Annotated in this window: 20 protein-coding genes; 10 read left to right on the top strand and 10 right to left on the bottom strand. The window is 60.6% G+C overall.

What is annotated here, in order from left to right; genetic code table 11:
• Positions 1–182 precede the first annotated feature (182 nt).
• From panM to SERRSCBI_RS01000, 3 genes are read left to right on the top strand one after another with little or no spacing between them, the layout of a single operon-like run.
• Positions 183–575 (top strand): aspartate 1-decarboxylase autocleavage activator PanM, encoded by a 393-nt coding sequence (gene panM, locus SERRSCBI_RS01010; protein WP_004934355.1) that lies wholly within the window; start codon positions 183–185, stop codon positions 573–575.
• Complete coding sequence (locus tag SERRSCBI_RS01005) at positions 572–1,789, top strand: DUF3142 domain-containing protein (RefSeq protein WP_042783460.1); 1,218 nt, start codon at positions 572–574, stop codon at positions 1,787–1,789. Before panM ends, SERRSCBI_RS01005 begins: the two co-directional genes overlap by 4 nt.
• A gap of 43 nt (positions 1,790–1,832) precedes the next feature.
• Positions 1,833–3,845, top strand: a complete 2,013-nt coding sequence (locus SERRSCBI_RS01000; protein WP_369795941.1) for a hypothetical protein — start codon at positions 1,833–1,835, stop codon at positions 3,843–3,845.
• Between the two features lie 64 nt (positions 3,846–3,909).
• Here the strand turns inward: SERRSCBI_RS01000 and rpoH are convergent, their stop codons facing one another.
• The 4 genes from rpoH to ftsY all read right to left on the bottom strand — a co-directional run bounded on the left by rpoH (position 3,910) and on the right by ftsY (position 8,342).
• The gene (gene rpoH / locus SERRSCBI_RS00995; RefSeq protein ID WP_004934345.1) at positions 3,910–4,767 is read right to left on the bottom strand and encodes an RNA polymerase sigma factor RpoH; all 858 of its coding nucleotides are present in this window, start codon (positions 4,765–4,767) and stop codon (positions 3,910–3,912) included.
• A 317-nt stretch (positions 4,768–5,084) separates the two neighbouring features.
• Positions 5,085–6,038, bottom strand: coding sequence for a permease-like cell division protein FtsX (ftsX, locus tag SERRSCBI_RS00990; protein WP_033636680.1), 954 nt, complete (start codon positions 6,036–6,038; stop codon positions 5,085–5,087).
• A complete protein-coding gene (gene ftsE / locus SERRSCBI_RS00985) occupies positions 6,028–6,699 on the bottom strand; it encodes a cell division ATP-binding protein FtsE (RefSeq protein ID WP_004934337.1) in 672 nt (223 codons plus the stop codon). Before ftsE ends, ftsX begins: the two co-directional genes overlap by 11 nt.
• A 5-nt stretch (positions 6,700–6,704) precedes the next feature.
• Positions 6,705–8,342 (bottom strand): signal recognition particle-docking protein FtsY, encoded by a 1,638-nt coding sequence (gene ftsY, locus SERRSCBI_RS00980; protein ID WP_042783458.1) that lies wholly within the window; start codon positions 8,340–8,342, stop codon positions 6,705–6,707.
• A gap of 241 nt (positions 8,343–8,583) precedes the next feature.
• Here ftsY and rsmD point away from each other — a divergent pair, with 241 nt between their 5' ends.
• Positions 8,584–9,204, top strand: a complete 621-nt coding sequence (gene rsmD, locus SERRSCBI_RS00975; protein WP_042783457.1) for a 16S rRNA (guanine(966)-N(2))-methyltransferase — start codon at positions 8,584–8,586, stop codon at positions 9,202–9,204.
• Positions 9,194–9,466: a DUF1145 family protein gene (locus SERRSCBI_RS00970; protein ID WP_004934327.1), complete on the top strand. Its 273-nt coding sequence runs from the start codon at positions 9,194–9,196 to the stop codon at positions 9,464–9,466. Before rsmD ends, SERRSCBI_RS00970 begins: the two co-directional genes overlap by 11 nt.
• A 3-nt stretch (positions 9,467–9,469) precedes the next feature.
• Here the strand turns inward: SERRSCBI_RS00970 and SERRSCBI_RS00965 are convergent, their stop codons facing one another.
• Positions 9,470–9,826, bottom strand: a complete 357-nt coding sequence (locus SERRSCBI_RS00965; RefSeq protein WP_042783456.1) for a DUF2500 domain-containing protein — start codon at positions 9,824–9,826, stop codon at positions 9,470–9,472.
• A gap of 160 nt (positions 9,827–9,986) precedes the next feature.
• Here SERRSCBI_RS00965 and SERRSCBI_RS00960 point away from each other — a divergent pair, with 160 nt between their 5' ends.
• Positions 9,987–10,613 carry a lysoplasmalogenase gene (locus SERRSCBI_RS00960; RefSeq protein ID WP_033644998.1) on the top strand — a complete coding sequence of 209 codons (627 nt, stop codon included), beginning with the start codon at positions 9,987–9,989 and terminating at the stop codon, positions 10,611–10,613.
• Between the two features lie 40 nt (positions 10,614–10,653).
• Here SERRSCBI_RS00960 and SERRSCBI_RS00955 read toward each other — a convergent pair whose 3' ends face one another.
• Both SERRSCBI_RS00955 and SERRSCBI_RS00950 read right to left on the bottom strand, forming a co-directional pair.
• Positions 10,654–11,031, bottom strand: coding sequence for an AprI/Inh family metalloprotease inhibitor (locus SERRSCBI_RS00955; protein ID WP_025304893.1), 378 nt, complete (start codon positions 11,029–11,031; stop codon positions 10,654–10,656).
• Between the two features lie 54 nt (positions 11,032–11,085).
• Complete coding sequence (locus SERRSCBI_RS00950) at positions 11,086–12,549, bottom strand: serralysin family metalloprotease (protein ID WP_033652421.1); 1,464 nt, start codon at positions 12,547–12,549, stop codon at positions 11,086–11,088.
• Positions 12,550–13,229: 680 nt separating this feature from the next.
• On the opposite strand from SERRSCBI_RS00950, the gene SERRSCBI_RS00945 reads away from it, so the two are divergent.
• Positions 13,230–15,548 carry a zinc/cadmium/mercury/lead-transporting ATPase gene (locus tag SERRSCBI_RS00945; protein ID WP_042783455.1) on the top strand — a complete coding sequence of 773 codons (2,319 nt, stop codon included), beginning with the start codon at positions 13,230–13,232 and terminating at the stop codon, positions 15,546–15,548.
• Positions 15,549–15,607: 59 nt separating this feature from the next.
• On the opposite strand, the gene SERRSCBI_RS00940 is transcribed toward SERRSCBI_RS00945, so the two are convergent.
• The 3 genes from SERRSCBI_RS00940 to tusA form a co-directional block, all read right to left on the bottom strand.
• Positions 15,608–15,883 carry a type II toxin-antitoxin system mRNA interferase toxin, RelE/StbE family gene (locus SERRSCBI_RS00940; protein WP_033645001.1) on the bottom strand — a complete coding sequence of 92 codons (276 nt, stop codon included), beginning with the start codon at positions 15,881–15,883 and terminating at the stop codon, positions 15,608–15,610.
• Positions 15,883–16,083 (bottom strand): stability determinant, encoded by a 201-nt coding sequence (locus tag SERRSCBI_RS00935; protein ID WP_223524348.1) that lies wholly within the window; start codon positions 16,081–16,083, stop codon positions 15,883–15,885. Before SERRSCBI_RS00935 ends, SERRSCBI_RS00940 begins: the two co-directional genes overlap by 1 nt.
• A gap of 61 nt (positions 16,084–16,144) precedes the next feature.
• Complete coding sequence (gene tusA / locus SERRSCBI_RS00930) at positions 16,145–16,390, bottom strand: sulfurtransferase TusA (RefSeq protein WP_025304890.1); 246 nt, start codon at positions 16,388–16,390, stop codon at positions 16,145–16,147.
• 224 nt (positions 16,391–16,614) lie between these two features.
• On the opposite strand from tusA, the gene SERRSCBI_RS00925 reads away from it, so the two are divergent.
• The 3 genes from SERRSCBI_RS00925 to SERRSCBI_RS00915 all read left to right on the top strand — a co-directional run bounded on the left by SERRSCBI_RS00925 (position 16,615) and on the right by SERRSCBI_RS00915 (position 18,394).
• On the top strand, positions 16,615–17,274 hold the full coding sequence (locus tag SERRSCBI_RS00925; RefSeq protein WP_042783454.1) for a 7-cyano-7-deazaguanine/7-aminomethyl-7-deazaguanine transporter: 660 nt from the start codon (positions 16,615–16,617) through the stop codon (positions 17,272–17,274).
• Between the two features lie 41 nt (positions 17,275–17,315).
• Positions 17,316–17,750, top strand: a complete 435-nt coding sequence (locus SERRSCBI_RS00920; protein ID WP_042783453.1) for a GNAT family N-acetyltransferase — start codon at positions 17,316–17,318, stop codon at positions 17,748–17,750.
• 80 nt (positions 17,751–17,830) lie between these two features.
• Complete coding sequence (locus tag SERRSCBI_RS00915) at positions 17,831–18,394, top strand: DcrB family lipoprotein (protein WP_025304887.1); 564 nt, start codon at positions 17,831–17,833, stop codon at positions 18,392–18,394.
• The last annotated feature ends 1 nt before the right edge of the window (position 18,395 follow it).

The raw sequence follows: 18,395 nt of genomic DNA, 5'->3' as shown, positions 1-18,395 counted from the left end.
TGCGCTGTTTACCTTGAGGCGTAGCGCGTTGTGCTGGTTAACAATCCGTTTACTAACTATTTACTCGGAAAATGCCCCGTGCAAAAAACATATTGCACAGTAATCGTACAGAAAAACTTACACAACGCTCTGCACAAGATCTATTACACTGTCGGCATCATTTAACTGCGCGGAAATTCTGCATGAAACTGACCATCGAGCGCCTGACCGCGCTGTCCCCGCAAGACCTTATCGACCTCGGTAAAATTTGGCCGCACCAGCAGCCGGAACAGTGGCAGAGCTGGCTGAGCGGCGGCAAGGCGCTGTTCGCCGCCCGCTTCAACGAGCGTCTGCTGGGCGCGGTGAAAATTGCGCTGCAGGACGACCGCGCCGAACTGCAGGATCTGCTGGTACGCGAAGTGACTCGCCGCCGCGGCGTCGGTCTTTACCTGGTGCAAGATGCACAGCGTCAGCTGCCGCAGGTCGCCCATTGGCAGCTGTCGACCGCCGGTCTGGCGCCGCGCGAACGTGGGGAAGTCGATAACTTCATGCGCGCCTGCGGCTTCGCGCCGCAGGGCGATCTCTGGCAAAAATGAAGCGTCTGCCGGCGGCGCTGGTTTTGATTGCGCTGGGGTTGGCGGCCTGGTTCGCCGGGCGTCAGCAGGCGCTGCGCCAGGTCTCAGGTTGGGATCAGCAGGTTTACGTTTGGCAGCGGGTTTGGACGCCGCAACACGCCGATGCGCTGGCGCACAGCCGCGATCTGTTCGCCGGGCTGCGGGTGCTGGCGCTGCAGGTGCATCCACGCGAGAGCTGGCGGGAAATCCCGGCCGATCTCAGCCTGCTGAAGCAGGACGGCCGCCCGCTCTGGCTGGTAGCGCGCCTCGACGGCCAGCTGCCGCAGCTGGACCAAGAAGCCATTATCCAGCGTCTGCTGGCGATCACCCAGCGCTGGCAGGCGGCCGGGCTGCCCGTCACCGGCGTCGAGATCGATCATGATGCCGCCACGGCTCGCCTGCCGGACTACCAACGCTTTCTACAGCGGCTGCGCCAACGGCTGCCCGCCGCTTTGCAACTCGGCATCACCGCCCTGCCGGCCTGGATCGGCTCGCCCAACTTGCCCGGCGTACTGCAACAGGCCGACAGTTCCGTTCTGCAAGTGCATGCGGTGCTCTCACCGCAGCAGGGGCTGTTTGACGGCCCCTTGGCGCTGCGCTGGGTGCGGCAGTACGCCGCCGTCACACCGAAACCGTTTCGCGTCGCGCTGCCGGCCTATGGCATGGCGCTGCTGGGGTTTGATGCGCAAGGCGCGCAGGTGGAGAGCGAATCCTCGCTGCGCGTGGCCGGCAACGGCCGCGAACTGACGGTCGCGCCGCAGCAGATCGCCGATTTTCTGCAAACGCTGGCGCAGCAAACGCCGCCCCGGCTGCGCGGCGTGATTTGGTTCCGACTGCCGCTGGCGGACGATCGGCGCGCCTGGTCGCTCGCCACGCTACGAGCGGTGATCGAACGGCGGCCGCTGAATGTCGACTGGCAGGTAAAATTTAGGCCTCAGCCGCAGCAAAACGGGCTGTATGATCTGATAATTCATAACAACGGGCCGGTGGACGCCCCGCTGCCGCAAGAGGTGGTCATCCGCGCCGACGACTGCCTGGCGGCGGACGCGGTCGGCAACTACCGGCTGGAATCCGCACCGCAACGGCAACGCTTTATTCGCATCAGCAGCGACCAGCTGCGCGCCGGGCAATCCCGGCCGCTGGGCTGGCTGCGCTGCCAACAACTGACGCCAGGAGGCACCCTTGTCACACCTTGATTCGCGCGCGGCACGGAACACCCGCCGCCTTCTTCCGCTGGCCATGCTGATCGGCGCCGCACTGCCGCTGGGCGGCTATGCCTGCGGCCCGGATTTTCCTAACCGGCTGCTGATCGATCGCAACGGCACCCTGCTGTATATGCCGGAGGGCAATTTCGCCTTCGAAGCCGGCCGGCTGGTGCCGATGGATAAACAGTTGCCGCACTGGCAAGCCCCGCCGCCGCCGATGCCGCCGAAACCGATGCCGCAATCGCCGGAAACGATAGCGATAGGCAAAATGCGCGCCGCCAAAACGGTGGAAGAGGCTGACGCCGTCAATACGCAGGGGTTGTCCAACGCCGCGCGTCTCTATCAACTGGGCGCCGTGGCTTTCGCCAGCCACGATCCGCGCGCCGCAGACTATTTCCAACAGGTGCTGAAGCTACCGGCCGCCGAGCAGGGCGACTGGGGACTGCGGGCGCAGTATTCGCTTGGCCGCGTACTGATGGCTGACCACGGGACGCCGGTAAACGAATCCGGTGAAGCGGCCCCCGCCGCCGAGCACCCGCCAAAAGCCGCGCTTGAACAGGCGCTGACGGCATTCCAGCAGGTGATCGACCGGGTGAAAAGCGGCGCCGCCGATCCCGATCAGTTGGCGCTGAGCAGCCTTGGGCAGCAGGCGCGCATCCACCTGTGGCTGGGTGACGTCGCCCCCGCCGCCCATCTGTACGCGCAACAGGCGGCGCAGGGCGATCCGAGCGGCGGGCAGTCGCTGCAGTACGTCTCCAGCTTCCTGGTCAACCCCGACCATTTGGACACGCTGAAACGGATTATCGGCGATCCGTTGATCCAGCAGCTGGTGACCATTGAGCTGTTCGCCCGCAGCGGCAACCTGCAAATGGCGGATACCGACGGCAACGGCCGCTCCGCGCAAATCATCAACCAGATCCTGACGCTGCTGGACGGCTCAGTGAAAAGCGGCTTCGCCGGCAGCGATCGGCTGGCGGCGCTGGCTTACCGTTCGGGGCAGTACCCGATGGCGGCGAGCCTGCTGAAAAACGCCGGCGACAGCGGCCTAGCATGGTGGCTGCGCGCCAAAATGGCGCTGCGCGACGGTGACGTGAAAGCCGCCACCGCCGCCTACGCCAAGGCGGCAAGCGCGTTCCCCGCCGACGAAAGCTGGGGTGAACAGCGCAACGCCGACTTCGTCGCGGAAACCATCGTGCCCGAGTGCCGGGTGGCCGGCGAACAGGCCATCCTGGCGCTGAACCGCGGCGACTATCTGCAGGCGATGGACCTGCTGTATCGCGGCAAAGCGCTCTACTGGGCCGACGTGGCCGACGTGGCGGAACGGGTGCTGACCGTCGATGAGTTGAAAGGCTTTGTCGATAAGCACGCCCCGGCGCCGACGACGCCGCTCAAGCCGGTTAATCCGGACGATTACGGCGGCCAGCAGATCACGCCGGAGGTGCAGCTGCGCGAACTGCTGGCGCGGCGGCTGATGCGCGCCGGGCGATCGCCGGAGGCGCTGGCCTACTTCGATATCCCCAACTACCGGCAAGCGGCGCAGCAGTTCGCCGACGAGCTGAAGGCCGCCAAGGACAAATCCGCTGCGCCGCTGGCGCGCGCACAGGCTTACTATCGCGCCGCCAACCTGCTGCGCGCCCAGGGGCTGGAGTTTACCGGCTATGAGATGACGCCGGATTACGCCATCTATGGCGCCGGCTATTCCTATCTGGGGGATGCGTTCGATACCCGCGAGCTGAAGCATAAAAGCTGGATCGACAGCGCCGAAGCGGCGCGCGCCAAGGCAGCGCTACCGGAGGAAGACAACCGTTTCCTGCACTATCGCTGGCAGGCGGTGGGGCTGGCGCAACAGGCGGCCGATCTGCTGCCGCCGAAGAGCCAGGCCTATGCCGCCGTGCTGTGTAACGCCGCCAGCTGGGTTATCAAACGCGATGCCAAAACCGGCCGGGCGCTTTATCAGCGCTATATCAACACCGGCACCCGTTATCCGTGGGCGGCGAAATTCGGCTACGACTGCCCGGCGCCGGACTTCGCTACCGTGGCGCCATAACGCCGAATTTCAGGCACTAAAAAGCCCGGCTTGCCGGGCTTTTTTTATCGAATCTCGCATCGACTCAGGCTTCGATCGCCATTTTCAGTTTCTTCATGGCGTTCTTTTCGAGCTGGCGCACGCGTTCGGCGGAAACGCCGTACTGATCGGCCAGCTCCTGCAGCGTCGACTTATTGTCGTCATCCAGCCAACGGGCGCGGATGATATGCTGGCTGCGCTCGTCCAGACCTTCCAGCGCATAGGCCAGTTTGTCTGCGGCGTTGCTTTCCCAGTTATCTTCCTCGATGCCTTCGGCGAAGTCTGAGCTCTTGTCCTGCAGGTACAGCACCGGTGCCATCGACTGGCCATCGCGGGCCTCGTCGTCCGGAGTCGGATCGAACGTCATGTCCTGCGCCGCCATGCGCGATTCCATCTCGCGCACGTCTTTGCTGGTTACGCCCAGCTCACGGGCCACCAGTTCCACTTCGTCCTGGTTGAACCAGCCCAAACGCTGTTTGGTTTTGCGCAGGTTAAAGAACAGCTTGCGCTGCGCTTTGGTGGTCGCCACTTTCACGATGCGCCAGTTGCGCAATACGTACTCGTGGATTTCCGCCTTAATCCAATGCACCGCAAAGGAAACCAGACGCACGCCGACTTCCGGGTTGAAGCGGCGAACGGCTTTCATCAGGCCGATGTTGCCTTCCTGAATCAGATCCGCCTGCGGCAGACCATAGCCTGAATAGTTGCGGGCAATATGAGCGACAAAGCGCAGGTGAGACAGGATGAGCTGCTTAGCGGCATCCAGATCGCCCTGATAATGCAGCCGTTCAGCCAGCTCCCGCTCTTCCTCTGCCGTCAGCATCGGATAGGCGTTGGCTGCCCGGATATAGGCTTCCAAGCTACCTTGGGGTACTAAGGCTAAAGTTTGCATTTCTTTGGTCATTCAAACCCTCTCTATGAGAATACAAAATCATGCAGGTGATTATTACAGCGGGGAAATGATTGATTCTACGGCAGTTGCTGAAGCAAAAGCGGTTCCACACGCCGGGCACCTTAACATTTGCTGCAATTTTTGACCGTACTCCGCCCTAAAAGTTCACCCTTTTTTGCAAGCATTGTTGCTGACAATACGTGACGAGGGTGCAGGCCGATAGGGAATTTGTGCGCTAAGAAGAGAGGGATGGTGCTGACTTCGCTTGAGGTCACTCTTCTCCCGCAACGCGATCAAAAGCAGCAGGAGAAGAGTATACCAAAAAAATCTTACTGTGGTGTAAATCGGCGTAAATGTTGCACCGTCGCCAGCCAGGCGGCGATCCAGCCGATCATCGCGGAGATGATCAGCAGCAGCAGCGCCTCATCCCAGCCCAGCCCATGCAAGGTGAAGGTGGTGCCGAATACCTTGGCCACCCCGGCGACCACCGACTCCAGCTGCCACACCAGCGCGCCGGACAGCACCAGCGACAGCAGCGCGCCGGCAAAGCCCAGCATCGCCCCGCCGTTGAGGAACGGCCGCAGGATAAAGCCGTCGGTAGCACCGATCAACTTCATCACGTTGATGGTGTCGCGGCGGCTGAAGATGCTCAGACGCACGCTGTTGCCGATCACCAGGAACACCGCCACGATCATCAGCACGCCGATGATCGCCGCGATCTGGCCCGCCAGCCCGGTCAGCGCCGCCAGGCGGGCAAACCAGCTGTCATCCATACGCACTTCTTCCACGCCCTGCACCGCCGCTACGCGATCGCGCAGGGTGTTGAGGGTATCCGAACTCTGGAAGCTCATCTTCGGCGTGACGATCGCCACCGCCGGCAGCGGGTTCTCTTCCAGCATGTCCAGCGCGCCGCCAAAGCCCGACCAGTTGCGGAACTCGCCGCGCGCTTCTTCACGCGACAGGTAATTGACCTTCTCCACGCCGGCTTCCGCCTTGATGGCGTCGAGCACTTTCAGCGCGGCGTCGTCATCGAGCGATTTATCCAGATAAACGGTCAGCTGCGGCGTTGGATACCACTGGCTGGCCGCGGTGCTGACGTTTTTCCACACGATGTAGCACACGCTCGGCAGCGTCAGGGAAATGGCGATCACCATCACCGTCAGCAGCGTCGCCAACGGCTGACGCAGCATGTCTTTGATGGCGTTCATCCAGGCGTAACGCCACTGTTCGCGCCAGCCGCCGCGCAGCGCCTTGCTCTTGGCGGTTTTTGCGTTATTGGCCATGGTGAGCGCCCCCTTGCATGCGGCCCTGGCTCAGCGTCAGGATGCGGTAATTGCGGCGGGCGATAAGCCCGGTGTCGTGCGTCGCCATCAGTACGGTCACGCCGACGCGGTTGAATTCTTCAAACAGGCGCAGAATGCCTTCCGACAGCGCGTCATCCAGGTTACCGGTCGGTTCATCCGCCAGCAGCACCGCCGGCTTGTTCACCACCGCACGGGCGATGCCCACGCGCTGCTGCTCACCGCCGGACAGCTGAATCGGGAAGTTTTTCGCTTTATCCAGCAAACCGACCTTGTCCAGCGCGGCGGAAACGCGGCGGCGGATATCTTCGGTGCTGGCGCCGGCGATGATCAGCGGCATCGCCACGTTGTCATACACCGTGCGATCCAGCAGCAGGTGGTGATCCTGGAAGATCATGCCGATCTGCCGACGCAGGAACGGCACCTCGCGGTTTTTCAAGCGACTGATGTCGTGACCGCCAAACCAGATGTGGCCGGCGCTGGGCCGTTCGATACCGCAAATCAGTTTCAGCAGGGTACTTTTCCCCGCGCCGGAATGGCCGGTCAGAAACGCCATCTCCGCCGGGCGCAGATGGAAATCAACCCCCTGCAGCGCTTGCCGTCCGCCCAGATAAGCTTTACTGACCTGTTCAAAGCGAATCATCCGTATTAATCCTCTCGGGCAAAAAGTGCCTCAATAAAATCGTCAGCCTTAAACGGCCGCAAATCTTCGATGCCTTCCCCGACGCCGATATAGCGGATCGGGATACCGAACTGATCGGCGATGGCGAAGATCACCCCGCCCTTGGCGGTACCGTCCAGTTTAGTCAGCGTGATGCCGGTTAAGCCCACGGCCTCATTAAATAATTTCGCCTGACTGACCGCATTCTGGCCGGTGCTGGCATCGAGCGTCAGCATAACCTCATGGGGGGCCTGGTCGTCCAGTTTTTTCATGACGCGGACGATCTTCTTCAGCTCTTCCATCAGGTGCGATTTGTTCTGCAGACGGCCGGCGGTATCGGCGATCAACACATCGATGCCGCGCGCCTTGGCGGCCTGCACCGCATCGAAGATCACCGAAGCGGAATCCGCGCCGGTATGCTGCGCCACCACCGGAATGCGGTTGCGTTCACCCCACACCTGCAGCTGCTCCACCGCGGCGGCGCGGAAGGTATCCCCCGCCGCCAGCATCACCGACTTGCCTTCCGCCTGGAATTGACGCGCCAGCTTGCCGATGGTGGTGGTTTTACCCACGCCGTTCACGCCGACCATCAGGATGACATACGGGGTTTTCCCGCTGACATCCAGCGGCTGATCGACCTTGGCCAGAATTTCGGACATTTCCTCCTTCAGCTTGCCGTACAGCGCTTCGGCGTCTTTCAGCTGCTTGCGGCTGGCGTGCTGGGTCAGGGAGGTGATGATTTTGCGCGTGGTATCCACGCCGACGTCAGCGATCAGCAGCTGTTCTTCCAGCTCGTCGAACAGATCGTCGTCGATCTTTTTACCGCGGAACAGCCCCATAAAGCCGGAGCCGAGGTTTTGTTTGGTCTTCAGCAGGCTGCGTTTCAGGCGGGCGAAGAAGCCTTCTCTGGTCGGCCTTTCCTGTTCTTGCGCCGCGGCCGGCACCACCGGCTCAAGCGGTTCTTCTTCCACTTCCGGCACGGATTCAGGTTCAACGACCGGCTCAGGCTCGACGACCGGCTCAGGCTCAACAACCGGCTCAGGCTCGACGACCGGCTCGGGTTCAACCACCGGCTCGGGTTCAACCACCGGCTCAGGCTCAACGACCGGCTCAGGCTCGACGACCGGCTCAGGTTCAACGACCGGCTCAGGTTCAACGACCGGCTCAGGCTCAACGACCGGCTCAGGCTCGACGACCGGCTCAGGCTCGACGACCGGCTCAGGCTCGACGATCGGCTCAGGTTCAACGACCGGCTCAGGCTCAACGACCGGCTCAGGCTCAACGACCGGTTGCTGTTGCGCCGCCGCCTGTTCGGTGACGCTGACGATCTCTTCGGCCAGCGCTTGCGCCGCCGGCTGTTCAGCCGCCGCCGGCAAATTTTCCGCGATTTGCTCGCCGGCCTGACCGTTATCCCACTCTCCCGGGGTGTCGACGGAGGCGGCAGGTTCAGATTCCTGGGCGGGGAGCTTGTCGTCCAGCTTGGCGGCGGCCGGTGCAGCCGGCGTCTCCGCGGCCTGAGCTTCCGCCTGCTCTACCGGCTGCTCAGGTTGCTGTTGCTCTTCTTCCTTTTCCTTCTGGCCAAAGCCCAGCCAGGAGAAAAACCCACGTTTCTTATCTTTTGCCATGTTATGACTCTACTCCGTACCGAAGGCTCGCTTACCCTACATACCTGAAGGATATATGCTGACAATAATCCGCCGAGTCTATCACTTTCCCTCGCGCAGCAACACGCATCCGGCATGCTTTCCGGTGTGAAATCAGACAACAAAGTTTTACCGTTCCCCCGACGCCCGTCACCGGTAGAATAGGGACAACTTTTCGTTAACCTCTGCGGCCCCGCGCCGCAAAAGAAATCAAACAACGCTTATGACAAGACTCTCGCCACGGGCGGCGGCCAAAAAACCGCCCCAGGCCGCAGCCGGACAGATCCGCATCATCGGCGGCCAATGGCGCGGCCGTAAGCTCCCGGTGCCGAACAGCCCGGGGCTGCGCCCCACGACCGATCGGGTACGCGAAACCCTGTTCAACTGGCTGGCGCCGGTGATTCAGGGCGCGCGCTGCCTGGACTGCTTCGCCGGCAGCGGCGCATTAGGGCTGGAGGCGCTGTCGCGCTATGCCGGCAGCGCCACGCTGTTGGAATTCGAGCGGCCGGTGGCGCAGCAGCTGGAAAAAAATCTGGCGCTGCTGCAGGGCAAAGGGGTGGTTATCAACACCAACGCGCTGAGCTGGCTGGCGGGCGACGGTCAACCGTTCGACGTGGTGTTCCTCGATCCGCCGTTTCGCAAAGGCCTGCTGGCGGAGACCGTCTTGTTGCTGGAGCAGCGGGGCTGGCTGGCCGACGAGGCCTGGATCTATGTAGAAGCCGAGGCGGAAAGCGCCGCGGCGGACGTGCCTGCCAGCTGGCAGTTGCACCGGGAGAAGGTCGCCGGTCAGGTGGCTTATCGCCTTTATCTTCGTTCGCAAGAGAAAACCGACCATGCTGATTAATCTGGGCCGCCTGCTGATGCTGTGCGTATGGGGCTTCCTGCTCTCTAACCTGTTCCATCCGTTTCCCAAGCCGCTGAAGTATTTCATCGACGTGGCGCTGTTCTTTATGGTGGTGATGCACGGCCTGCAGCTGGTGCTGTTGAAATCCACCCAGCCGAAGGATCAGCCGATCAGCTACTGGCAAGAGGCCAAGATCTTTATCTTTGGCGTGTTCGAGCTGCTGGCCTGGCAAAAGAAACAGCCGCCCATCAAGAAAAAGTGACCGCTACGGCTGAACGGTGAACGAGACGAAGCGCGTGCCCTGCATGTTTAACGTGCCCTGCGCGCCTTTTTCTATCGGGTTGTACTGCCATTGCTTCAGCCGCAGCGTAATGTTTTCACCGCCCTGGTTAGGGCTGAACACCACCTCGTAATACATCGGTTCATTGACCAACGGCTCGCGCTGCGGCGCACGGGTCTTGGCGACCGGCACCGCGCGTTTGTCGCTCACCGTCACCTGCAGACTGCGCATCGGCGCGCGATCGTTTTCCGCCTCCTGCTGGCGCTGTTTGAAGTAACGTTGCGTGGCCAGCACGGCGATCAACGCAATGACGGCGACAAAAAATAACGGTGGCTTACTCATCGGTTTCCCATTTCCTTCACGGTCAAATCGGCGTAAACATAGCATTCTCAAGAAAGCATTGTCGATCGTCGGCAGGCTACCTACACTGAAATGAAGAAGTGACATGGGTGACAGTTTGGAGCCGGTGGTTGCGGCTCCCTCCTACATAAGGAAGACATAAATGAGTTGGCCGTTCCTTGCCGTATTCTTTTCCGGTTGGCTGTTCGTCGACGCCTCTTACCGTGGGCCGCGCTGGCAGCGTTGGGTGTTCAAACCCGTCACGCTGCTGCTGCTGTTGCTGTTGGCCTGGCAGGCACCGGTGCTCAGCGCCGCGGGTTATCTGATCGTACTCGGCCTGCTGGCAACGCTGATCGGCGATGCGCTGCTTCTGTTGCCGCGCGAGCGGGTGCTGTACGCCATCGGCGCCTTTTTCCTGTCCCACTTGCTGTACACCCTGAGTTTCGCCAGCCAGATGACGTTCAGTCTGTTCTGGCCGCTGCCGCTGGCGCTGCTGGCGATCGGCGCATTGCTGCTGGCCGCCCTTTGGACCCGGCTGGAAGAGATGCGTTGGCCGATCGTCACCTATGTGGCGATGACGCTGCTGATGGTCTGGCTGGCGGGCGAGCAATATTTCCTGCGCAGCACCGATTTCGGCTTCTCGCTGCTGACCGGCACCTCGCTGCTGCTGCTGGCCAACGTGGTTTGGCTGCTCAACCGCTACCGCTTCACCTTCCGCGCGGCGGACGCCATCGTGGCTTTCTGTTACTTCTCCGGCCACTTCCTGATCGTGCGTTCGCTCTACCTGTAGAGACCTGCCGCGGGTTCGGCGCGCCGAACCCGTTTCTTCATCAAGCCAGCGCTTTCAACGTCAGGGCATCACCCGCACCCAGTTGATTGCGGTACAGATCGCCGTCGCGCGAGAAGAACGCCAGCGTGCTGCCATCCGCCTGCAGCAGGGCGATGCCGTCCGGCGCCGGGCGCCAGCCCACCACCTCGGCCGCAAATACGCTTTGCAGACAACGCTGCCGATCCACCAGCTGGTAGCCGTTGGTCTCGCTTTGCTCATTGGCCAGAAACTCGATTTGGCATTGCCGTTCGCTGTCGGCTACCTGCCATTGCCCCGCCAGCGACTGCGCGGTCGGCAGCGCCAGACTGCCGGCCATCACCGCACTCGTCACCATCATGCCTCCCGCCGCCAGGGCGGCGCGCGTTAAAGTACCTTTCATACCGGCTCCCACATCACGCCCGGCCGAGACTGCGCCGGGCGCTCCGTTGCTGCGTTACACGATAAAGTCAGTGGCGACGTCTACCTGACCGACGATTTTCACCAGGAAGTCCGGCGCCTGATGACCACCGATGTTCACCGACAAATCGGTCACGTTGTTGGACGCGTTGTAGCTCAGCAGCGCTTCACCCGCCGCGCCGCTGAAGTGATCGACGAAGTGAATGAAATCGCTGCTCTGCGCCTCTTTGTTGAAGAACGACAGATCAATCTTGTCGATCCCTTTCTGGAAGTCGCGGATCCAGTCTGAAGCGCCCGGCGCGGAATCGCTGGCGGCAGAGAACACGAAGATGTCTTTACCGGCACCGCCCCACAGCTCATCCGCCCCGCCGCCGCCGAACAGCACGTCGTTACCCGCGCCGCCTTTCAGCACGTTATTGGCCGCGTTGCCGACGATCACGTCGTTGCCGGAACCGCCAATGGCGTTCTCGATGGTCACACCGGCGGCGATCGAGACGTTGCCTTTCAGGCCGCCCACGTCGGAGAACGACTTCTCGTTCAGGTTGATGCGCTGGTTAGCGGTATAACCGGAGAAGTCGAAGGTATCGTTGCCGCCCGCATCCCACACCGCAAAGATCAGTTTTTGCGCGTTGCTGGTGGTGCTGAGGAAGTCACGACCGGTGTTGGAGTTAAAACCGTACACGGTGTCGCCGGTGCGGGTCGACAGGTTGGCGCCATACAGATGTTGAATGGCGGCAATGTCATCCAGCAGCGGAGCTGCGGCGTAATGACCGCCGTTATCACCACCGGTGTTGGTTTCGCTCCAGTAGCTCATCAGGCTGAACTGGCGGGTGTCTTCCGCATAAGTGACGTCGCGATAGGTCGGGTTGCCTTCACCGGCGTTGTAATCGCCCGGGTGGCTCAGACCCAGCGCATGGCCAATCTCATGGGTGAACGTCTGGCGGCCGTAGTCTTCGGTCGCCGGATGCTTCACGTTGGACTGGTTGACGTTGTACCAGGTCTGGCCTCCCAGATCCTGCCCCTGCCAAATGGTGTTCGGCAGGAAGGCGTAGGCCTGGGTGCCGTAATCATAGTGGCCGGGACGATCCTGGCTGTAGTTACCGAAGGTGATGTTGGCCTTTTGTCCGGCCGCCACTTCGGTAAAGGTGATATTGGCTACGTCGGCCCAGGACTGCAGCGACAGCTTAGCCTGCTGCTGCTGTTCCGCGCTGAACTTGCTCAGCCCGGTGTCGCCGGCGACGTTGGTGGAAGAGAACTTATAGTCCGGGAAGGAGAAGGTTAATTTGACCGGCTGGCCAAATACCTTGTAACCGTTCCAGGTTTGGTTCTCACGGGTAATAAACAGCCCAGCTTGCTCGTTAGAAAATGAATCCTTGCCATTAATCTGAATCCCGTTGCCCCGCTCATGATAATGCAACAGGTCGTCTACAGCATCGTAGCCGGTTGTGGCGGCCGCGAAGTTGGATTCAGTAATTTCAATTGCCTTTTTAGTAGATTGCATTGGTTCGATTCCACTCATTACCTGATTGATATCAATCAGACAGATAGACATAACCTCCCCGTAAGCCACGGTTAATGAACCTTAAGCTTGCTGGAAGGGGCTTATGCGCCGTTACCGGCAGTGTGTTTGGTAGAATTAATGCATATATATCAGCAAATAAGATCACCATTAAAAATGGTAATCGATTCCAATTATAGGCAGGACCGCAAAACTGCACATAAAATAATCAACCATTTATTATCGCAACGAAAGTTTGTTATGCTACTTTTTGCGCTTATTTACAAAACAAATGAAACTTAGAGAGGAGAAGTTGGCACCAAACTTCAATAGCAATGCGGCTTGCAGACACAAGCGAATCATGCTGGCTAATTAGGCGCCAAAAGATAAATTTTGCTAACGCGTTATAGATAAATAACTCTTTATTATTAGACCGGGCGACTTTTTAGTTTCTATAGGAATATTATTTTCTTATTTAAACTAACGGCGGCGAGACTTTTTCTCGAAATAGGTAATAAGAAAAAGCAATAGATTAAAATTCGCATTATTCATTATTGAATGAATCCCCCCATAACGCCTGAATGCCGTTAGCAATAATTCTCATCCGGCGCTTGACTCTGGAGTGGACTCCAGGGTGTAGAGTCAGCTGAGCAAACCCGGTTAACTGCCCGAAGGGGGACGTTATGCACAATCAGCAAAATCATAATCATCAGGAACATCACCACGCCGAAGGCGGATGCGGCTGCAACCACAGCCACAGCAAAACCCAGCATGGCTGCAGCAGCGAGCCGAAAAACGCCGCTGCGCAGACCGAACACGCCCATCACCATCACGATCATGGCGAGAGCGGCTGCTGCGCCGCCGCCCACGACGATCCGGACGAGGAAAGCGACAGGCTGGCCGCCGCTCCCCCTTCCGGCAGCCAACGTTTCAGCTGGAAAGTCACCGGTATGGACTGCCCCAGCTGCGCCAAGAAAATCGAAAATGCCGTCACCGCGCTCCCCGGCGTTGACAGCGCACGCGTATTGTTCGCCACCGAAAAACTGGTGGTCGACGCACAGTCCGATATCAGCCTGCGGATCCAGGACGCGGTCGCCCAGGCCGGTTTTACCCTGCTCGGCGCTCAGACCGCCAAAGATGCCGCGCCAAAAGCCTCGCGCTTCGGCGAATTTGCGCCGCTGCTGTTGTTAACCACCCTGATGGTGGTCAGCTGGGTGCTGGATCGGATTAACCCGGAGCTGGGTCGCATCGCCTTTATCGCCACCACGCTGGTCGGGTTGGCGCCGGTCGCCGCCAAGGCGCTGCGTCTGATTCGCTCCGGCACGCCGTTCGCCATCGAAACGCTGATGAGCGTGGCGGCCATCGGCGCGCTGTTCATTGGCGCCACCGCCGAGGCGGCGATGGTGCTACTGCTGTTTATGGTTGGCGAGCTGCTGGAATCCTACGCCGCCAACCGTGCGCGGCGCGGGGTGAAGGCGCTGATGGAGCTGGTGCCGGAAGATGCGCTGCTGCTGCAAGGCACGGAACGCAAACGCGTGCCGGTCGCCAGCCTGCGCCCCGGCGACGTGATTGAAATCGCGCCCGGCGGGCGTCTGCCGGCCGACGCCGAGCTGCTCAATCCGTTCGCCAGCTTCGACGAAAGCGCCCTGACCGGCGAATCGGTGCCGGTCGAGCGTCAACGGGGGGAAAAAGTGGCCGCCGGCAGCCTGTCCGTCGATCAGGCGGCACAGATGAAGGTGATCTCAGAGCCCGGCAAAAACGCCATCGACCGCATTCTGCAATTGATTGAAGAGGCCGAAGAGCGCCGCGCGCCGATCGAACGCTTCCTCGATCGCTTCAGCCGCTACTACACCCCGGCCATCATGCTGCTGGCCGTCGCGGTGATCCTGGTGCCGCCGCTGCTGTTCTCGCAGCCGTGGGAGACCTGGATCTATCGCGGCCTGACGCTGCTGCTGATCGGCTGTCCATGCGCGCTGGTGATCTCGACGCCGGCGGCCATCACATCTGGGCTGGCGGCCGCCACGCGGCGCGGCGCGCTGATTAAAGGCGGTGCGGCGCTGGAGCAACTGGGCCAGATTCAAACCATCGCCTTCGATAAAACCGGCACCCTGACCGAAGGCAAGCCGACGGTCACCGACGTGCTGCCCATCGGCGCGCTGACCGAACAACGGCTGTTGCAGCTTGCCGCCGCGGTAGAGGCCGGTTCGCATCACCCGCTGGCGCAAGCGATCATTAACCGCGCCGCCGCCAGCGGGGCTGAGCTGCCGCTGGCGCAGGCGCGCCGCGCGCTGGCCGGGGTCGGTGTGGAAGGGATCGTGGACGGCAAGACCGTGCTGATCAGCGCGCCGGGCAAGCTGGCGCCGGGCCTGCTCGCCACCCAATGGCAGAGCCAGGTAGACAAGTTGGAAAACGCCGGTAAAACGGCGGTGGTGGTGCTGGAAAACGGCGCGCCCATCGGCTTGCTGGCGCTGCGTGATACGCTACGCAGCGACGCCAAACAGGCGATAGCCGAACTGAACGAGCTCGGTATTCGCGGCGTGATGCTGACCGGGGACAACCCGCGCGCCGCCGCGGCGATCGCCGGCGAGCTGGGCCTCGACTATCGCGCCGGTCTGTTACCGGAAGATAAGGTCGCCGCGGTTACCGAGCTGAACGAACTGCGCCCGACGGCGATGATCGGCGACGGCATCAACGACGCCCCGGCGATGAAAGCCTCCAACATCGGCATCGCCATGGGCAGCGGCACCGACGTGGCGCTGGAGACCGCCGACGCCGCCCTGACCCACAACCGGCTGGTGGGCGTCGCGGAAATGATCCGCATCTCGCGCGCCACCCACGCCAATATCCGGCAAAACATCACCATCGCGCTGGGATTGAAAGGGGTCTTTCTGATCACCAGCCTGCTGGGGTTAACCGGGCTGTGGCTGGCGGTGCTGGCGGACTCCGGCGCCACCGCGCTGGTCACCGCCAACGCGCTGCGGCTGTTGAGAAAGCGCCAATAACGTGACGCCAGGCCGGGTTCCTCAATGGGAACCCGCCATTATCGATTGCAGCGAAGATACTAAGGATATTGTCGGCGCGTATGTAATACCCGCAACACCCGGATGTGAGTTTCCAGCACCTGGTAAATCAGGAGATAATGGGGATGCAAGGGGATTTCATGCGTGCCGTCCACTCTACCACGCCGGAAAATTCGAGGATGCCTGGCGGCGGGAGTGACGGCCTCCATGATGAGAACCTTCATTTTTCTGGCTGCCAGAGGGTTATCGTTGGCGATGAATCCCACAATCTCCGCCAGATCCTGACGTGCGGCTCGAGTCCATTCGATGTTGAGCATTATGCCTGCTTCGCGTTGATCCTGGCTTCTGCAGCAGCGATAACAGCATCCATTTCAGCCATCACGTCATCATGAGGAATACCGGGCCACGGCTCATCCATGGCTTCCTGAACTCTTTCAAGAAACCAGCGCTCATAGCCCTGTGTGTGTTCCTCATTTTCCATCTTGGCAACCGTAGGCAGTAGTAAAATACTCATCATCGTTTGTCCCTTTCTAACGCTCCCCAATCGCAGGGAGCTTATCTTACGAGACGATTAAAAACTATACACCTTTCCGTAACAGATAACGGTATGGCGCCTGCTCGGTCTCCTGCGCCACCAGCGTGTGCTCCATAAAGCGGCAGAACCCCGGGATATCGCGGGTAGTGGCCGGATCGTCGGCGATAATCAGCAGCGTTTCGCCGTTGTCCATATGGCGCACGGTTTTGCGCACCATCATCACCGGTTCCGGGCAACGCAGCCCCAGCGCGTCGAGCGTCTGGTCTGCCTGGGCAAATAAGTCAGTCATGCAATTTTTCTCGTTCAAAAACGATCGGCGAACGCTCGCCGCATCTCATTAGCGCCTAGTTTACGCCGGTAGTTTTTCTGCGCAAGATGCGTTAACGTTTGCGTTAAATTTAACCATTGCATTGGTTGCGCAAACGCGTATCATGCCGCCGCGCAGCGTTTTTTTTTGCTGTTTTGACAAGACACACTGGGTTCCCTCACCCCACTGCTAAAAAGGCTACAAGTATGTATTCGTTTACCGCACAGCAGCGCTTCACGGCGTTGGTCTGGCTTTCGCTGTTTCATATCGCCATCATTACCTCCAGCAACTACCTGGTGCAGCTGCCGATCAGCGTTTTCGGCTTCCATACCACCTGGGGCGCCTTTACCTTCCCGTTTATCTTTCTGGCGACCGATCTGACCGTGCGCATCTTCGGCGCGCCGCTGGCGCGACGCATCATCCTGGCGGTGATGGTGCCGGCGCTGTTCATCTCCTACGTGATCTCCACCGTCACCTATCAGGGAGAATGGCAGGGCTTCGCCGCGCTGAGCAGTTTTAACCTGTTCGTGGCGCGCATCGCGGTGGCCAGCTTTATGGCCTATGTGCTCGGCCAGATCCTCGACGTACACGTCTTCAACCGCCTGCGTCAACGCAGCGCCTGGTGGGTGGCGCCGGCGGCGGCGATGTTCCTCGGCAACATCAGCGATACGCTGGCGTTCTTCTTCATCGCCTTCTATAAGAGCAGCGATCCCTTCATGGCCAACAACTGGGTGGAGATCGCGCTGGTGGATTACAGCTTCAAGGTGATGATCTGCCTGCTGTTCTTCCTGCCGATGTACGGCGTGTTGCTGAACATGCTGCTCAAACGCATCGCGGCGCGCAGCGGCAGCCTGCAGCCGAGCTGAGCCGTGCTATTCTGGGCGGCCTTATCCTTTGGAGGCCGCTCATGACCCCAATCGTCCGCACCGCCACGCTCGAAGAAATCCACCGCCTTTACCAACGCATCCCCGAATTCGGCGGCCTGCACAGCCTGGCCGTTCTGCAGCAACGTATCGGCGCCGCCCCCGCCAGCCTGTTGATCGCCGAGATAGACGGACAGCCGGCCGGTTTCAAACTCGGTTATCAACGGCAGGAAACGGTGTTTTACAGCTGGCTGGGCGGCGTGCTGCCGGCATTCCGTCGCCACGGCGTGGCGCAGGCCTTGTTGGCCGAACAAGAGCGCTGGGCGCGGGCGCAAGGCTATCGCCAACTGACGGTCAAAACCCGTAACCGGTTCCGCGCCATGCTGACGATGCTGCTCGCCCATCACTATCAGATTGTTCATCTGGAAAAGAAAGGCGAAGTGGCTGATTATCGGCTATTACTGGAAAAAAACTTGTGACAACATCTGCCTTGCATTTCAACCTGGAATAGGTTGCGATACGACAGTGAATCCCTACCGGAAAGGAAGAAGGAAGCCCGATGCGTAAAGTAGCGAAATTGATGGGTATCAGCCTGCTGGCGCTTGGCCTCGCGGCCTGCGACGGCAACACCAAAGACACCAAGGCAGCGCCAGACGGCGCGGCGGCCAGCGCGCCGGCCGGGCAGCAGGTGAGCCTGCTGGACGGTAAACTGGCGTTCACCCTGCCGGTCGGCATGGCGGATCAGAGCGGCAAGCTGGGCAACCAGGCCAACAACATGCATGTTTACGCAGACAGCACCGGTCAGCGCGCAGTGATCGTCATCTTGGGCGACAAGACCGCCGACAGCCTGGAGACTCTGGCCAAGCGCCTGGAGAACACCCAGCGCGCGCGTGACGCCAACCTGCAGGTGATCACCAACAAAGCGCTCGACGTCAACGGTGTGCCGCTGCGTCAGCTGGACAGCATCATCACCAGCGGCGGCGAGAAAGCCTATTCTTCCGTCCTGATCGGTTCGCTGAACAACAACATGCTGACCATTCAGGTGACGCTGCCGGCGGACAACCAGCAGCAGGCGCAGACTGAGGCCGAAGGCATCATCTCCACCCTGAAACTGAAGCAGTAAT

The sequence above is a fragment of the Serratia sp. SCBI genome (assembly GCF_000747565.1).
Lineage (GTDB): Bacteria > Pseudomonadota > Gammaproteobacteria > Enterobacterales > Enterobacteriaceae > Serratia > Serratia ureilytica.
The sequence above is the reverse complement of the archived record's forward strand: the minus strand, read 5'-3'. Positions and strand labels throughout refer to the sequence as shown.

What these genes read in the sequence shown, in the direction of transcription:
- SERRSCBI_RS00950 (WP_033652421.1), bottom strand. Translation starts at nt 12,549, where the DNA reads ATGCAATCTACTAAAAAGGCAATTGAAATTACTGAATCCAACTTCGCG.
- ftsX (WP_033636680.1), bottom strand. Translation starts at nt 6,038, where the DNA reads ATGGCCAATAACGCAAAAACCGCCAAGAGCAAGGCGCTGCGCGGCGGC.
- SERRSCBI_RS01000 (WP_369795941.1), top strand. Translation starts at nt 1,833, where the DNA reads ATGCTGATCGGCGCCGCACTGCCGCTGGGCGGCTATGCCTGCGGCCCG.
- SERRSCBI_RS00935 (WP_223524348.1), bottom strand. Translation starts at nt 16,083, where the DNA reads ATGATGAGTATTTTACTACTGCCTACGGTTGCCAAGATGGAAAATGAG.
- SERRSCBI_RS00920 (WP_042783453.1), top strand. Translation starts at nt 17,316, where the DNA reads ATGACCCCAATCGTCCGCACCGCCACGCTCGAAGAAATCCACCGCCTT.
- SERRSCBI_RS00945 (WP_042783455.1), top strand. Translation starts at nt 13,230, where the DNA reads ATGCACAATCAGCAAAATCATAATCATCAGGAACATCACCACGCCGAA.
- tusA (WP_025304890.1), bottom strand. Translation starts at nt 16,390, where the DNA reads ATGACTGACTTATTTGCCCAGGCAGACCAGACGCTCGACGCGCTGGGG.
- SERRSCBI_RS00965 (WP_042783456.1), bottom strand. Translation starts at nt 9,826, where the DNA reads ATGAGTAAGCCACCGTTATTTTTTGTCGCCGTCATTGCGTTGATCGCC.
- rpoH (WP_004934345.1), bottom strand. Translation starts at nt 4,767, where the DNA reads ATGACCAAAGAAATGCAAACTTTAGCCTTAGTACCCCAAGGTAGCTTG.
- ftsY (WP_042783458.1), bottom strand. Translation starts at nt 8,342, where the DNA reads ATGGCAAAAGATAAGAAACGTGGGTTTTTCTCCTGGCTGGGCTTTGGC.
- SERRSCBI_RS00960 (WP_033644998.1), top strand. Translation starts at nt 9,987, where the DNA reads ATGAGTTGGCCGTTCCTTGCCGTATTCTTTTCCGGTTGGCTGTTCGTC.
- ftsE (WP_004934337.1), bottom strand. Translation starts at nt 6,699, where the DNA reads ATGATTCGCTTTGAACAGGTCAGTAAAGCTTATCTGGGCGGACGGCAA.
- panM (WP_004934355.1), top strand. Translation starts at nt 183, where the DNA reads ATGAAACTGACCATCGAGCGCCTGACCGCGCTGTCCCCGCAAGACCTT.
- SERRSCBI_RS00970 (WP_004934327.1), top strand. Translation starts at nt 9,194, where the DNA reads ATGCTGATTAATCTGGGCCGCCTGCTGATGCTGTGCGTATGGGGCTTC.
- SERRSCBI_RS01005 (WP_042783460.1), top strand. Translation starts at nt 572, where the DNA reads ATGAAGCGTCTGCCGGCGGCGCTGGTTTTGATTGCGCTGGGGTTGGCG.
- SERRSCBI_RS00955 (WP_025304893.1), bottom strand. Translation starts at nt 11,031, where the DNA reads ATGAAAGGTACTTTAACGCGCGCCGCCCTGGCGGCGGGAGGCATGATG.
- SERRSCBI_RS00925 (WP_042783454.1), top strand. Translation starts at nt 16,615, where the DNA reads ATGTATTCGTTTACCGCACAGCAGCGCTTCACGGCGTTGGTCTGGCTT.
- SERRSCBI_RS00940 (WP_033645001.1), bottom strand. Translation starts at nt 15,883, where the DNA reads ATGCTCAACATCGAATGGACTCGAGCCGCACGTCAGGATCTGGCGGAG.
- rsmD (WP_042783457.1), top strand. Translation starts at nt 8,584, where the DNA reads ATGACAAGACTCTCGCCACGGGCGGCGGCCAAAAAACCGCCCCAGGCC.
- SERRSCBI_RS00915 (WP_025304887.1), top strand. Translation starts at nt 17,831, where the DNA reads ATGCGTAAAGTAGCGAAATTGATGGGTATCAGCCTGCTGGCGCTTGGC.